Source organism: Actinotignum sanguinis (assembly GCF_003957255.1).
Taxonomy (GTDB): domain Bacteria; phylum Actinomycetota; class Actinomycetes; order Actinomycetales; family Actinomycetaceae; genus Actinotignum; species Actinotignum sanguinis.
Map to the genome: position 1 here is coordinate 109,018 of NZ_QDIE01000003.1, position 15,253 is coordinate 124,270.

General features: G+C 57.8%; 12 protein-coding genes. 8 read left to right on the plus strand and 4 right to left on the minus strand.

The features are described 5' to 3' along the window. The first annotated feature begins 649 nt into the window (after positions 1-649). The 7 genes from DDD64_RS01815 (at position 650) to DDD64_RS01845 (ending at position 7,855) form a co-directional block, all read left to right on the plus strand. Positions 650-1,744, plus strand: coding sequence for a BspA family leucine-rich repeat surface protein (locus DDD64_RS01815; RefSeq protein ID WP_126134752.1), 1,095 nt, complete (start codon positions 650-652; stop codon positions 1,742-1,744). A gap of 211 nt (positions 1,745-1,955) precedes the next feature. Next, the gene (locus DDD64_RS01820) at positions 1,956-2,867 is read left to right on the plus strand and encodes a hypothetical protein (protein WP_126134753.1); all 912 of its coding nucleotides are present in this window, start codon (positions 1,956-1,958) and stop codon (positions 2,865-2,867) included. 163 nt (positions 2,868-3,030) lie between these two features. Further along, positions 3,031-4,584 carry a SpaH/EbpB family LPXTG-anchored major pilin gene (locus DDD64_RS01825; RefSeq protein WP_164545875.1) on the plus strand — a complete coding sequence of 518 codons (1,554 nt, stop codon included), beginning with the start codon at positions 3,031-3,033 and terminating at the stop codon, positions 4,582-4,584. Between the two features lie 327 nt (positions 4,585-4,911). Beyond that, complete coding sequence (locus DDD64_RS01830; protein ID WP_241227335.1) at positions 4,912-5,826, plus strand: class C sortase; 915 nt, start codon at positions 4,912-4,914, stop codon at positions 5,824-5,826. Positions 5,827-5,949: 123 nt separating this feature from the next. After that, positions 5,950-6,867 (plus strand): LysR family transcriptional regulator, encoded by a 918-nt coding sequence (locus DDD64_RS01835; RefSeq protein ID WP_126134755.1) that lies wholly within the window; start codon positions 5,950-5,952, stop codon positions 6,865-6,867. A gap of 138 nt (positions 6,868-7,005) precedes the next feature. Further along, complete coding sequence (locus DDD64_RS01840; RefSeq protein ID WP_126134756.1) at positions 7,006-7,236, plus strand: hypothetical protein; 231 nt, start codon at positions 7,006-7,008, stop codon at positions 7,234-7,236. A 109-nt stretch (positions 7,237-7,345) separates the two neighbouring features. Further along, positions 7,346-7,855 carry a hypothetical protein gene (locus DDD64_RS01845; RefSeq protein WP_241227336.1) on the plus strand — a complete coding sequence of 170 codons (510 nt, stop codon included), beginning with the start codon at positions 7,346-7,348 and terminating at the stop codon, positions 7,853-7,855. 142 nt (positions 7,856-7,997) lie between these two features. Here DDD64_RS01845 and DDD64_RS01850 read toward each other — a convergent pair whose 3' ends face one another. Beyond that, positions 7,998-10,265, minus strand: a complete 2,268-nt coding sequence (locus DDD64_RS01850; protein ID WP_126134758.1) for a 6-phosphofructokinase — start codon at positions 10,263-10,265, stop codon at positions 7,998-8,000. Between the two features lie 154 nt (positions 10,266-10,419). Between DDD64_RS01850 and pgi the strand changes: the two genes are divergently transcribed. Continuing rightward, positions 10,420-12,075 carry a glucose-6-phosphate isomerase gene (pgi, locus tag DDD64_RS01855; protein ID WP_126134759.1) on the plus strand — a complete coding sequence of 552 codons (1,656 nt, stop codon included), beginning with the start codon at positions 10,420-10,422 and terminating at the stop codon, positions 12,073-12,075. A gap of 329 nt (positions 12,076-12,404) precedes the next feature. Here the strand turns inward: pgi and DDD64_RS01860 are convergent, their stop codons facing one another. Genes DDD64_RS01860 through DDD64_RS01870 form a run of 3 tightly spaced genes read right to left on the minus strand, consistent with a single transcriptional unit; the run spans position 12,405 to position 15,015 of the window. Then, positions 12,405-13,229 carry an amino acid ABC transporter ATP-binding protein gene (locus DDD64_RS01860; RefSeq protein ID WP_126134760.1) on the minus strand — a complete coding sequence of 275 codons (825 nt, stop codon included), beginning with the start codon at positions 13,227-13,229 and terminating at the stop codon, positions 12,405-12,407. Between the two features lie 8 nt (positions 13,230-13,237). Next, entirely contained in the window at positions 13,238-14,104 is an 867-nt protein-coding gene (locus DDD64_RS01865) for an amino acid ABC transporter permease (RefSeq protein WP_126134761.1), read from the minus strand. After that, positions 14,104-15,015, minus strand: a complete 912-nt coding sequence (locus DDD64_RS01870; RefSeq protein WP_126134762.1) for an ABC transporter substrate-binding protein — start codon at positions 15,013-15,015, stop codon at positions 14,104-14,106. Before DDD64_RS01870 ends, DDD64_RS01865 begins: the two co-directional genes overlap by 1 nt. Between the last annotated feature and the right edge of the window lie 238 nt (positions 15,016-15,253).

Genomic DNA, 15,253 nt, shown 5'->3' on the forward strand with positions numbered 1-15,253 from the left:
AGCGCTCTACCGCGGTGCTGTTGAATTCTGGATATACCTTTTACAGGGCTGCGCGGTGCATTGCCGCAGTGACACAAAAACGCAAAAAATAGTATTTTCACGGCGTAGTGGGTGTATAGCATCTGCGCGACGCTAATGATATTAGATCAAAATATCTCATTCGTGCGGCATATTTGTAACTAATTATTATGCATAAATTGACGCTGCTTTTCTCGAATGGTTGGCCCATATTGAACCAATCTCAACACCATTGAATGTTGATTACAAAAGACGTTTCCACTCGAGACTTTAGTCACAAGTATCTACCTGTGTGCGCATAAAATAGCGGAAAAGTCTGACTACTGAGCGGCCGGCGCTGAAATAATCCTGAATATAACCTGTGGTGAAAACTGTAGAAATTAGCTAAGGTAAATCAAGAAAGCGACTATGCAGTCGTACTCATTCCTATTCCTTATTGAACGTGAAAACAGTTTCGCGACGGGTGTGGGATGTTTGCCTGTAACGGTAAGAAAATTGGTGAGGGGTTAGTAGTGAAGCTGATCAAACGAGCGGCTGCCGTTATTGCCGCGCTTGCTGTTTTAGCGGGGGGGGGGTAGCCGCTCCTAGCCTTGCGTCACCCGACACTTCCGATGGGGGAGAAACGCGCGCAATGGAGCGTGCTGCATCCGTCCCTGTCGGCCCCAACCTCACCGCCACATGGGATGCCACCACAAAAACACTCACTGTTGCCGGATACGGAGAACTTAACCGCGATCAGTGGATGGATCTGAAAAAACAACACTGTAATACGGGTGGCGAAGCTGAACCGAAAAGAATAGTTTTCACACCCGAGACCAATAAGCAAATTAGTTTTCCGCAGAACTCCACAACCCTTTTTGCGGGCTGTCATTCTGCGGAAATTGACTTTCCTAAATTTGGTATTGATACCTCCGGTGTCACAGTCATGGCGTCGATGTTTGCGGGGCTAGACATCGCGAACCCCGATGTGAGTAACTGGGATACCGGAAATGTTATTTCGATGAATGGCATGTTTTCCAGGACGAAAAAAGCGAACCCTGACGTTAGTCGATGGAACACCAGCAAGGTACAATACTTATCCCGCATGTTCGAGGCAGCCGAGGTGGCCAATCCTGATGTTAGTGGCTGGGATACTCAGCAAGTCGTTTCTACAGAGAGGATGTTCAGAAACGCTGTATCTGCGGATCCTGATACGAGCAAATGGGACCTGCGGAATATCCAGTCCATCGCCGAGATGTTCGAGGGTGCTGTGTCTGTTTCGTTTATAGATATTACAGAATGGCCACTTGACCGCTTCGTTCATAAATACAGGTCTTGGAAGAAAGCATTTTTCACCCGTGGGAAAACAACTGTCCGTTTTTTTGAGGAACCTGAACACAAGCCAATTTGGAATTTGCAGGGGGACATTCTTTTTATATTTGATGATGAATCCCCGTACTACATATATGAAGAAATTAATGGTGAGGAAGTTCCTGCGGAGTTATATCACTGCAAGTTTAAAAATTCTGCGTGGATCTGCGGGAGCCAATTGGTTACGGGGAGTCATGCCGATGCGCTAATTGTGCATTTGGCCGAATATAGACCCGGAGGTGCAAATTATATAGTTAGGCCTGAACCGTTCATTGCGGCTAGTGCTGACCCTATTTTTATTAATGTAGGCGATCCCCTTCCTCAACTCACATATCGTACGAATCCCGGAGCGGGATCGTTCGAAGATTCAAGGTGAACTCACTACAACGTATAAACCGGGTGATCCTCCTGGCGAGTATCCAATCACTCAGGGAACCCTTGGTCTTACAGCGGAGAACGCATCGAAATATGGTTTTAGGTTCACTCCGGCGGCGGTGGTTGTGAAGGGACTACAAGGCAACCCTCCGCCTGCCCAGGTCACCACAACGAGCTGGGTTGATGGGGCTAAGGATTGTAATGCTCGGAAGGTGACGCAGTCGCGTACGGTGACCACGACTCCGTACAAGTGGGATTCGGGTAAGCGTCAGTGGGTGCTTGATACCGCGAAGGCGTCGACAAAGAACGAGTCGCGTCAGCGGGATATGAAGGACGGTGAGCATAAGGCTTGCACCCCGCAGCCGCCTGCCCAGGTCACCACAACGAGCTGGGTTGATGGGGCTAAGGATTGTAATGCTCGGAAGGTGACGCAGTCGCGTACGGTGACCACGACTCCGTACAAGTGGGATTCGGGTAAGCGTCAGTGGGTGCTTGATACCGCGAAGGCGGTCAAGCGGACTGAGACGCGTGAGCGGGACATGGATGAGCGAGAAGTGGGGGAATGCGTGAATGTTTCCCTCACGGTTTCTAAACACACCCTCACGGTGGTCAAAGGCCAACCGGTATTACAGCCGCTAAGTGTGGAAGCCACGTCAACAACAGATCCCGGGCTTATTAGCCTGCAAACCGTGTGCGCCCCGAAACCCGACGGGCAGGCTGAAACAGACCAGAATGCTTTACCGGTGGGCGTGGAGTTGGTGCGCGTCAAGCAAGCACCTAATGGCGTTGAGCTTGCGGGTAATGGTGCACGGACGGTTGGCGAGGTGGATGGTAACGCCACCCAAGCCGAGCTGGGCACGTATCGGTGTTGGGTGTATGCAACGAAACCCGGTATCACCATCGACCCGCTCACCGGTGCGGCTACCGGGCCTAACGCTGTGGAAGGCGTGGGGTGGGCACGCAAGCCTTTGAGTGTGGAGGTTGTGCAGCCCGCGCTGCCGAAGACGGGCGGGGCTGGAATAAACCGCACGGCCGGCTTGGGTGCGCTCCTGATCGTGGGGGTTACCGGTGGCTGGTGGTGGGCTCAGACCCGCCGGAAGAAGGGGGTGGGCCGCCGCGCGTGAACTGATACACCCACCCCGTACCCGGTCTCGGGAAAACAGACGGTGGGGTAGGCCCGAGTGAGGGACAGGTTTTTAGCAAGTTCAACAACACGTGCTTGGCGTTGGCCTGGCGTGTTGGTCAGCACATTGTATGGTGCTGAATTTATTGGGAAGGAAAAACAATATGGCTCGTAAGAAGTCATTGAGAGCGTTGGTGGCGGCGTGTGCGCTGGCACTGACGGGAATGGGTATCGGGGCGGCTCACGCCGCACCCGAACCGGCAAGCGATCCGGCGCCGGTTGCGCCGTGGGCGCACGGGGCTCCCACGACGGGATCGATTACGATCACGAAGCAAGAGGCCACAACCAAGCAGCCGGTTGCCGGCGCGAAGTTCACGGTCACCAAGGTGGACTCCATCAAGGGCACAGCGCTTGGCAAGATGGACAAAATCACTGATTGGGAAACCATTGCCGCAGCTATCGGGGATCTCAACAAGAATCCGGACAGCACTGACGTGGTGCTCAGCCAGACCGAGAAACACGAGCAGGTAACAGAAACGACTGGCCAGGCTTCTTTCAAGAACCTACCGCTTGGCCTGTACAAGATTGTGGAATCCGAAGTACCGGCTGGTTATACCTCGGATATTAAGCCGTTCTTCATGACGGTCCCGGAAATTACGGGTACCTCGAGCGCAGATCAGAAATACACCTATGATGTTGCGGTTACCCCAAAGAATATGGATGCGCGTAACCTGGTGACCAAGACTGGTGCCTTCGATAAGGTCGTGGGTGCGGGCGATGATATCTCCTACACGATTTCCGCGACCCTGAATAAGAAGGGCCCAATCAAGGGTACTGATATCAAGGACTTCGCTATCTTCGATGATGCGCCGACCAACGCCTACACCGTGATCGATAAGACCTCGGTGAAGTCTGTGAAGGTTAACGGCACTGTGATTGATGCTTTGCAGTACACGATCACCACCCCGACCGAGGGTGTAGAAGCGGATCGTACCCGCTTGCAGGTGAACTTCACCGAGGACGGCCTCAACACTATCGCTGCCAAGGCGACTGAGTCGGCCGCACCGGTGGTGACGGTGGACCTCACCTTCACCCTCAAGGCCGATCTGACTCTCATTTCGGTTTCTAACAAGTTTGGTTTCATCCCTGGGCACTCGGATAGCGAACCGACCCCTGGTCCGGTTGTTCCCGAGCCCGGCCCAACCCCGGGCCCGGGTCCTGATCCGACGCCGAATCCGTTCCCGACCATCGAGCTCTACGATTTCCAGATCGCTAAGACCAACGCTTCGGACGGCAAGCCGCTTGCGGACGCGAAGTTCGTGGCCTTCGCGAGCCTGGATGACGCCAAGGCTTGCGTGGCTTTGAAGGATCGCACCAGCTGCCAGGGCGCGTCGAAGGGCTTCGGTACCCGTACCAGTGGCGCTGATGGTTTGACCCCGAAGTTCAAGGCCAAGAAGGACTCTGCTTTCTACGTGGTTGAGGTGGAGGCCCCCTCCAAGTTCATTCGCTCGGATGAGATCACCACGGTGACCGTGACTGATCAGGCCGGTCAGGTCTTCAAGTCGGGTATTAAGAACGTGCCGACTAAGGATTCGGGGAAGTGGTTCGACCTGCCGAAGACCGGTGCTATTGGGGTGGGTATCTTCGCCCTTGCCGGTGCTGGATTGGTGGCGGGTGGTGCGTTCACGCATCTGCGTTCGCGTAAGCGCAATGCCTAAGCACAAACACTAACTACACCAGGTATTGCCAGCCTGAGTAGGTAACGAAGATTGTGGGGCCGGTCAGTCCACGACCGGCCCCACAAATCCCTGAAAGACCGACCAATGCCAGGGAAAAAGAGGTGGTGAAGGGACATGAGCCGTGAAGCAGATAGGACACCGATGCGTGGGCGGCGTGCCCTGGAAACCCCTACACCTAAGTCACCAGCAGCACGGCCGGCAACGCAACCGGCATCGCACCCAGCCTCCGACGTAGAACCCAAGGAGAATTCCCGCTCGGTATCCAAACCGGTATCGGGTCCGGTTGCTGGGCGTCGGGCTGCGCGTGTGGGTGAAGAGAGCGGGTTGGCGAGCCTGCTCTTCTATACCGACCCGGAAGAGAAGAAACGCCGGGTCTCCCCGCTGGCTATGATCCTGATCGGGATTTTGTGCCTGGCCTATCCGGTGACCTCGACGCTGTGGAATAACTGGCAGTCCAAAGTGGTATCCCGTGCCTATGAGGGCCAGGTGAATACCCAATCCCAAGAACTACGTAACTCTTATATTGAGCGTGCTCATGCCTATAACGCTAGCCACCAAGGAATGGCAGTTCTTGACCCCTATCTAGATGACCTAGCCACGGACCTGCCGGCCTACCAAGAATACGCTCGGGTACTTGATCAACCCAACGGGATTATGGGGATAGTGAAAATCCCGAAAATCGAGGTGAAACTCCCGATCTATCACGGGACTTCTCCTGAGACTCTCCAGCGTGGGGCTGGGCATATGTTTGGTACTGATATTCCGGTAGGCGGCCTAAACAGGCATAGTGTGGTTACTGCTCATACGGGTTTGCCGACCTCGTCAATGTTTGACCGACTCACCGATCTGAGAATCGGGGATGAGTTCTTTTTCGAAATCCAAGGCCAGGTGTTCGGGTATCGGGTGGTGCGGATAGACGTCGTCGACCCGCATGACCCAACCCTGCTGGTACGCGTGCCCGGGCGAGACCTAGCTACCCTCCTTACGTGTACTCCCTACGGGGTGAACTCGCACCGTCTGCTTGTGACCGGGGAGAGAGTGCTCCCTGACCCTGTGGAAGTCCCGGCCGTGGACGGGTTGCAATGGTCGTGGTGGATGACCCCCTTCTTGCTCGCGATTCTTATATCTTTGCTGTTCGCGTTCCTGGTTGCCCGCTCCGCGTTTGCTAGGCGCAGGGAAGAACCCCAACGACTTATGCTGCCCCGGCATATGCTCCGCTAAGACGAAGCGCGCGGCAGCTCGGCTCGCGCGGTGGGGGCGCTGTGGCGTTGAGCATTACTAACCACTTATCAGTCAACGATCTAGACCACTCATCACTTTTACGAGACACAACGAGGTACCGGTGTGAGACTGGAATTATTAGAAACCCTTATTCTTTATTCACGTTTAGGGACCATGGATGCGGTGGCTCGTGAATCTGGATGTACGACCGCGGCGGTTGTTAAACGTATCCAGCTCCTGGAAGAAGAAGTAGGCCAGCAGCTTACTCGCCGGCTTGGGCGCGGGCGGGAACTGACCGAAGCTGGCCACCACTTGGTCGAGCGTAGCTACCAGATCCTCAACCTTATGGATACCACCGTGGCCGAGCTTCACAACCTGGAGGAAAACCCGCAGGGCACGATTGTGATTGCCGGGCGGGAAAGCAGCGCCCTGGACGGCCTGGCACCCGTGATGAGCCGGGTTAGAGCGCATTACCCGGGTATTACTTTCCAGATCGCGCTCTCCGGGCGGGAGGCAGCTACCCGCATGCTTACCGAGGGGACCGCGTCTTTCGCGGTCCTGGATGGATCCTGGGATTGCTCGGCCTGGGAAACCCTGCCCTTAGTGGATGAGGACCGTTGGGGGTTGCTGGTGCGCTCGGATAGTGACCTGGTTGGGCGTGAGAGGATTTGCCGGGCTGATATTACCCAGCGGTCTCTTATTATGCCGAAGGAACGCAGTCGGGAGTTGGGGTACTGGCTTAATAAAGAAAACCAACTCACAATTGTGGGGCGTTACGGGACCAGCCGTGGGGCCCGAGTCATGGTCGAAGCCGGGGTGGGTGAGGCCATCGTGCTGGAAAATATGGCGCTGACGGGCCGTGCTGATGCTAGTTCAGGTGAAGCGAGTAGCGCGGCGGGGCTGGTTTTTATCCCGCTTGACTGGCTGGTGGGCCTGACCTGTGTGCTTGCTTGGGATAAACAGGCACGCCTGGGCCGGGTAGCCGAAATCTTCCTGGAAGAAGTACGCACAGCCGTGGCCAGTGGGAACGCGGCCGGCTAGAAGCTATCCACATAATCACCAAACGTCACCCTTGTCCACAGAGTTGTAACTGGTTCTTTGCTGTGCTTCCGTATCATGCAAGAATGGCGGAGAAGGGCGGGTAACCACCCGAAACGACGCAATTGAAGGAGTGGACATATGGATGTTTACGAGGACCGGTTGTATTTTCCGGATCGTGTTTTCAACTCGCTGGAAGAAATCCTCGAACGCAAGGAGGAAATCTTGCGTGAGGTCAGAATGACCCGCGAAGAATTCGACTGGCGCGCCGATAACTACCAGCTTGGACCAAAAGAGTCCGACGCCTATTTCGAGATGATAGGTCTGGATCGCTTCGAGGAGTATTGCCGTGGTGAACGCACGATTGGATGAGCGTGCCGATGAGTTTGCGTCACATCTACAGCGGATCGGGGAGCTGATTGACCCGGGCTTTTTACTGATAAAACAGACGATCACAAAAGGAGATCTCCCGCTAAAAAGATTGTCGGGCGATATTCGTGTTGCTCGTTTCCTTATCGTCCGCTTCGATTACGAACTTTTCCTTAATCCGGAAACCGGCTCTCTCAGCGTCAACGAATCAACGTTCTCGGTCATCCGAGGAGCAAAAAGCAGCGAGCCGTTGGTGCGCTGGGATTATATACGCTCACCACGCTCGAGTATTCCCTGCGCCCATATCCAGATCCATTCCCACCGCGATGAATGGACACATACTTTAGTTCTGGGTGGTACTCATTCCAGCCGGTCGCGCCGGCGCATCAAGAACGAGGCCCGCACTCCCCACATTTCCGATATTCACTTCCCGGTAGGCGGGCGCAGGTTCCGGCCCTGCCTAGAAGAAATCCTCCTCTTCGTCATTGACGAGCTCGGCGTGGCATGCACACCTGGAGCACGCGAAGCGCTCGACCAAGGCATCGAGGATTGGGAAGAGAATCAGGTGCGAGCCGTAGTGCGGCATAACCGCGCCACCGTCCTCCAAGCTCTCGAAGAATGACCCGCCGCGCTAATAAAATGCGACCGGGCCGCAGAGGCCGAGGATTAGGAGCACAGCCGCGGCCGGTGGGAGCGCTGCTAGCTAGCGGCGTCGTCGCCCCCACCGCGCGCGGGTACAAGAACCGCGCTACAAGCAAGCGAGACTACCGGTTATCGTCGTAAATCGCCAGGTGCTCCAACGGGGTGGTATCCTCGCGGGCCGCCACCGTGTAGAGCACAGGGAGCGCCGAAATCCACCACGGATCCAGGGGGACCCGGTTCTTCATATCCATCTCTTCGTCCATGCGCATAATCGGATGGGATTCCAGCTGGCCATTGTGTTGACCGATATAACGCGCGCCCACCCGTTCCTTCTTCTCCAGCTGCGCGGTGACCTCATCAATGGCGAGGGCCGCGAGTGAAACCGCGAGAGTACGGTCATAGGAGGTGGGGATACCGCCCTGCTGCTGGTGGCCAATAATCGTGGAACGAACCGAGAAAGCCCCGTGGCCTTCCTGCTGGAAGACCCGCCGCAACAGATCCGCGGTGTAGTACTTGGAGGCATCCTCATTACGAATGGCCAGGTAGAGGGAGCGTGAGCCATCAAAGGCCCGGTTCATCCGCTCACTTTCCTTCGTGAGCATGGCCAGATCCACCCCGGTTTCATGCAGGTAGACCTGTTCGGCCCCGGTGGAGAGCGCACTCATAAGGGCGAGGTAGCCGCATTTACGCCCCATCGTTTCCACCACGAAGCAGCGCCGGGAAGCCGAAGCGGAACGGCGAATCTTATCGATGGTCTCCACATTGGTATTGAGCGCGGTATCCACCCCGATGGAAAGATCGTGGCCGGGCAGATTGTTATCAATGGAGGCCGGCACGCAGATGAGGGGGAGGCGGAAGGCCGTGTAGCGATCCGCTTCCTTCGCCATATTCCACGCCGTTTCATAGCCGGCCAGGCCGCCGATCATAATAATGGCATCCAGGCCATTGGCTTCGATGGAGCGCGCCAGCCCGAAGTAATCCTCAATACCGAGCACCGAGCGGGCGGTGCCCAGTTCCGCCCCGCCTAGCGAGACCCAGCCATCCACATCGCCCCAGGCAAGCGGGCGAATATCCCCGCGAATGAGACCGGGGAAACCGCCTTCTACCCCGAGCATTTCAAAGCCGCGATCCAGCCCCAAGCGCACCGCACTGCGCGCGGCCGCGTTCATTCCCGGGGCAAGCCCGCCGGCGTGCAGGATAGCCACCCGCGGGCGCCAGCCGTCCTTGAAGTAGCGGTCCTCACCCAGCGGGGAAGAAAGTGTTTCAAAAAGGGACTTGATACGGGAGAAGCTGGTGCCGCGCGAGCGCACCGCCGCCTCATAATCACCTTCTTCGAGGTAATCAATGACCTTCTTGGTATTGGCAACCGTTTCCACCAGCGGCAGGCGCTGGAGCCGGTTATTGCGAATCCCGATAATGCAGGATTCTTCACCCGGCTCAGCCCGGATGACTTCCAGGGCAGCGGTGTAACCGAGCAGGGTGGACATCCAGCGGTCATAAGCGGAAGGCGTACCGCCACGCTGCACGTGGCCGAGCGCCGTAATACGCGGGGATTCCCCGGTGCGTTCTTTAATGGCGGCTTGGATGCGCTGCGCGGTGATCTTTTCCCCGTGCCGATCCATGCAGCCTTCGGCGACGACGATAATGGAATCACGCCGTCCGGCCGCCCGCCCGGCACGAATCTTTTCGCACATCGCATCTTCCCAGCCGTCTTCCGGGGGAAGCTCGGGGATGATCACATCATCTGCCCCGCCGGCCATCGCGCCCATAAGAGCCAGGTAGCCGCAGCGCCGGCCCATCACTTCCACCACGAAAACCCGCTGGTGGGATGCGGCCGTGGAAGTGAGAGCGTCAATGGCATCAATAATGCGGCACAGAGCGGAATTAGTTCCCACCGTCATATCGGTGCCGACCATATCGTTATCGATAGAACCCACCACTCCGGCAATATGCAGTTCGGGGTGACGGGCGGCCAGCTCGGCCTCAATTTCTCCCGCTTCAACCAGTTCCTCGAGGAGCCCGGTCCAGCGCTCGCGCAGCGTATCGGCACCGGTAAGCGAGCCATCCCCACCGATAACCACGAGGCGGTCAATTCCGGCGCGCACCAGATTCGCGGCGACTTTCCGCATCCCGTCGCGTTCACGGAATTCGGTGGAACGGGCCGAGCCGATAACCGTACCGCCCTTATCCAGAATGGAGGAAACATCGCTCCAGACCAGTGGCTCAATAAGATTATCGATAGCTCCGCGCCACCCCTCGCGAATCGCGAAAGGACGGGCGCCCACGTGTAAAGCGGTGCGCACCACGGCGCGTACCACCGGGTTCATGCCCGGGGCATCCCCACCCGAGGTAAGAATGGCAAGGGATACGGGATCTGCGTGATCTGACATGGTTCCTCCTCCGAACACATTGTGTCAAAGATGGTGGGCTCATGTGTGGTGCTAGAGTCCGGTGGCGCGCCCGCGCGGTGTGGTAGCGCGCGCCGCGCGGCCGCGAAGTTGATTACACTACGAGTTAAAGACTACTTCGAGGATGAGGATAACCATGTCGCACCCCATTGACCCCACAACCACGCGCGCCTGGGCGCGGCTGCATGACCTTCACGAGGGCTTCACCGCTGATTTCCGCGCCCGCTTCGCCGCGGATCCCCAGCGCGCCGAGCGGCTGAGTTTCACCGCCGGCGATCTTTTTGTAGATCTGTCCAAGTCGTATCTGGACGACGACGTCCGCGATGCGCTGCTCCAGCTCGCTGAAGAAACCGGCGTTGCCGCCCGCCGCGATGCCATGCTGCGCGGAGAGCGGATTAACGTAACCGAAAATAGGGCGGTGCTCCACACCGCACTGCGGCGCACCGCGGACGACACAGTGGAAGTAGACGGGCATAACGTCGTCGCTGATGTACGCGAAGTCCTCGAGCGGATGTACGCTTTCGCCACCAAGGTACGCGAGGGCAGCTGGCGCGGGGTAACCGGAAAAGCCATTACCACCGTGGTCAATATCGGCATTGGCGGTTCGGATCTGGGCCCGGTCATGGCCTACGAAGCATTGCTCCCGTACGTCAAGGACGGCCTGGAATGCCGCTTCATTTCCAATATCGACCCCACCGATGTGGGGGAGACCCTGCGGGGAGTGGACCCGGAAACCGTGCTCTTCATCGTGGCATCCAAGACGTTCACCACCCTGGAAACCCTCACCAATGCGCGCCAGGCCCGCAGCTGGTTCCTCGCCCAGCTCGCCGCCCGTGGTATTCAAGATCCCGGTGCGGTGGCTAAGCACTTCGTGGCAGTTTCCACCAACCTGGAAAAGGTGGCGGAATTCGGAATTGAGCCCGCCAATGCCTTCGGGTTCTGGGATTGGGTAGGAGGGCGCTACTCGGTTGATAGCGCCGTCGGCCTTTCCCTCGCGATTGCCATCGGACCGGAACATTTCGAAGAATTCCTGTCCGGGTTCCGCACGATTGACGAACATTTCGCCACTGCGCCGGCCGCGGAAAACGTTCCCCTCCTCATGGGGCTCCTCAATATTTGGTACGTCAATTTCTTCGGGGCGGCCACCCACGCGGTGCTTCCCTACGCCCAGTACCTCCACCGCTTCCCGGCCTATCTCCAGCAGCTGACCATGGAATCCAACGGCAAGCGGGTGCGCTGGGACGGCAGCCCGGTGACCACCCAAACCGGGGAAGTGTTCTGGGGTGAGCCGGGCACCAACGGCCAGCATGCTTTCTACCAGCTTATCCACCAGGGCACCCAGCTCATTCCGGCTGATTTCATCGCCTTCGCGAATCCTGTTTTCGCGCTGGTGGACGGGGAAGCCGATCAGCATGAGCTCTTCCTCGGCAATTTCTTCGCGCAAACGAAGGCCCTGGCTTTCGGGAAGACCCTGGAGGAAGTACGCGCGGAAGGTACCCCGGAAGAAATCGTGACCGCGCGGGAATTCCCCGGGAATAAGCCGACCGCCTCGATTATGGCCCCGGCTCTCACCCCGGCGGTGCTCGGCCAGCTCATCGCGCTCTACGAGCACATTACCTTCACGCAAGGTGCGGTCTGGGGTATCGATTCCTTCGACCAGTGGGGCGTGGAGCTAGGCAAGCAAATGGCCAAGGAGCTCACCCCGGCGATTAGCGGGGATGAGCAGGCGCTAGAGGCCCAGGATTCCTCCACCCGCCAGCTCATTGAGTACTACCGCGCCCACCGGAAGTAGTGCTGCGCGGCAATAATGCCGCACGGCACTAGCACCCGGTAGACACATACGGTGCCGGTCACCCCCCCCACAACGGGAGTGGCCGGCACCATTTATCTAGCTGCCGTAGCGAGGTAATAGACAAAATAGTTGCTATTGACAGCGTGTTGTTAGTTCGGACCCGGCATGTGTTTTCCGAGGTGTACTGCACATGTCGTACATATGAAGTACAGCTCTGACAACACCTAGTCCCCCGCAGGTGCTGTTGTGCCCCGGGATACTGGTGTGAATCCTGAGGCTTCGCTCAAGGAAGGACCGATAGACCGAAAGACGGGGCTGCGGACGGTTGTCTAGAGCACCTTGGTGAAGAAATCGCGGGTGCGCTCCGAGCGCGGGTTATCAATAACCTGCGCCGGGGTGCCTTCGTCGATAATCATGCCCTCGTCGAGGAACACCACTTTATCCGCGACCTCCCGGGCGAAACCGATTTCGTGAGTGACCACCACCATGGTCATGCCTCCGCGGGCCAAATCCTGCATCACGGAGAGCACCTCACCCACGAGCTCCGGATCGAGCGCGGAGGTAGGCTCATCAAAAAGCATGAGTTCGGGGTGCATGGCCAGGGCGCGGGCGATGGCCACCCGCTGCTGCTGCCCGCCCGAAAGCTGCGCGGGGAAATGATTGGCGTGATCGCGCAAACCCACTCGCTCCAGGAGCTCCAAAGCTTCGGCCCGCGCCTCTTTTTCGGGTCGATGGGCCACCTGCACGGGAGCCTCCATAATATTTTCCATCGCGCTCATATGGGGGAAAAGATTGAAGCGCTGGAAAACCATCCCGACTTTGGCGCGCTGGGCGGCAACTTCCGCCTCGGTGCGCTGGCGCAGCCAGGTCCCCTGGGAGGTGAGGGCGCCAGCGCGGCGGGCCAGCACCCCACGCCACCCGGTGGGGGCGGGCTGCTCGGTCATACCCAGCAATTCCCCGTCCAGGTAGATCCGCCCGGCGGTAATAGTTTCCAACTCGTTCAGGCAGCGCAGCAGCGTGGATTTACCCGAACCGGAAGGGCCGAGCAGCACCACCACCTCACCGCGTTCCACCGTGAGATTGACACCTTTGAGAACGGTGTGGTCACCGAAAGATTTGTAGACGTCGCACACGTCCACCATGGCGTGAGTCATTGTGCTCCTTAGGGGGTGACGTCGAGGAAGGCCGTCGTCGCGGTACGCCCGTCAAAGCCGCGCGCGAAATGGCGTTCGATACGGTGCTGCACCATCATCAGCAGCGAGGTAATAACCAGGTACCAGATAGCGGCGACCACGAGGAAGGGGAAGGGGAGGTACGTTTTCGAACCCAAATCTTGGGCCGCGAACGTGAGGTCCAGAGTGAAGGGGACGGCGAGCACCAGCGACGTCGTTTTAAGCATCGAGATCGTTTCGTTCCCGGTGGGCGGAATAATAATGCGCATGGCCTGCGGCAAAATAATACGCCGCATAATCGTGCCCGAACGCATCCCCAGCGCCACCGCGGCTTCCCGCTGGCCCGGATCAATCGCGCCCAAACCGGAGCGGATGATCTCCGCCAGGTAGGCACCTTCGTTGAGCCCCAACCCGATAATCGCCGCGACAAACGGGGTGATGACCCGGTCTGTGTGGAAGGTAAAGAACTCCGGCCCGAAGGGAATCCCCAGGGATAGCTTCTGGTAGAGCGAGGGCAGCAGGCCCCAGAACATGAGCTGGGTGTAAATCGGGGTACCGCGGAAGAACCAAATATAGAACCGGGCCGCCGCGCGCAATACCGCGTTACTTGATTCGCGCAGCACCGCCATGGTCAAAGCCAAGATGATGCCAATAACCATGGCCAGCACCGTCAGCACCAGGGTGTAGACGATACCGCGCAGGATACGCCAGTCGAAAAGATAGCGCCCCACCACATCCCAGTGGAAAGCATCGTTGGTGATAAGCGCATTGAGCGCCATCGCCCCGAGCACCGCCATGACGATGAGCCACACAATATTGCTCAGCTTCACGCGGGCTTGCGGATGAATCTTCTCCATTACTGCACCTGGGGGTTAATCTCGGCAGTGCTCAGCACGCCTTCGGTAATACCGTAATGCGCGAAGATCTCCTTGAGTTCACCCGAATCCATGAGGGATTGCAGGGCGGCCTGCACCGCCTTGGCAAGTTCGGGGTTATCCTTGGCCACCGCGATAGCAACCGGTGCTGAATCGTAAATATCGCCCGTGGTTTTCAGTTGCCCGTTCGAACGGGCAACGGCGTAACCGAGCACCGGGGAATCAGCGAAAATAGCGTCGTACTGGCCGGAGACCACCCGGGTGACGATTTGCGGTACGTCCGGTAGGGACATGATCTTAATCGGCTTGGCACCCTTAGCTTCGCAGGCCGCGGTGGCTTCCTTGAGGGCATCTTCCTGCGAGGAACCCGTTTGTACACCGATGGTGAAACCGCAGGGGTTATCCGGGGTGAAATCGCTGGACTTGGCCGGCACCCCGTATTCGGAACCCGCCTCGAAGTACGTGATCATATTGAAGGCTTCTTCACGTTCGGGGGTGACGGTGAAGGTTGATAGGCCCACATCGAATTTGGTTCCGATCTGGGGGAGGAGGGAATCAAATTCCACGTGCGTGGTGGTGCCGTCTTTGAGTCCCATTTTCTTCGCGATGGCGCGCGTGAGATCAATATCGTAACCGGTGGGGGTCTGCCCGTCTGCCTTGCGGTATTCCGCGGGAGCGTAATCGGTGGACGCGCCGTTGCGTAATTGCCCGCGTGCGGTGATATCGCTAGGAACCAGGGCGACGACGGCGGAATCTGCCGCGATGCCATCAACAGCGAAACCGGACTCACCCGGATCGGCCGCGGCGGTGGAATCCGTCAAAGCAGCCTCATCATTGGAGCAGGCGCCCAGCGTGAGGAGGCCGGCAGCGAGCAGCGTGAATGTTTTCTTCATTTTCTTCCCCTACGGTGAATGTTTTTTCAGTGTTCGGGTGGAAATTACTCGGAACAATCCCAAGTATAGCCACTAAATATGCGCACAGATGTATAAACATGTGAATATGCGGGTAGATAACACCGGCTTTGGCGTATTTGCGGGCTTTGTGCGGCGCGGATGTGAGAGGACTAACGGTGGCGCGCCCCGCGGATGCGAGTATGTTACGAATCCGTAAGTTACGATTACGTAAGGTTAC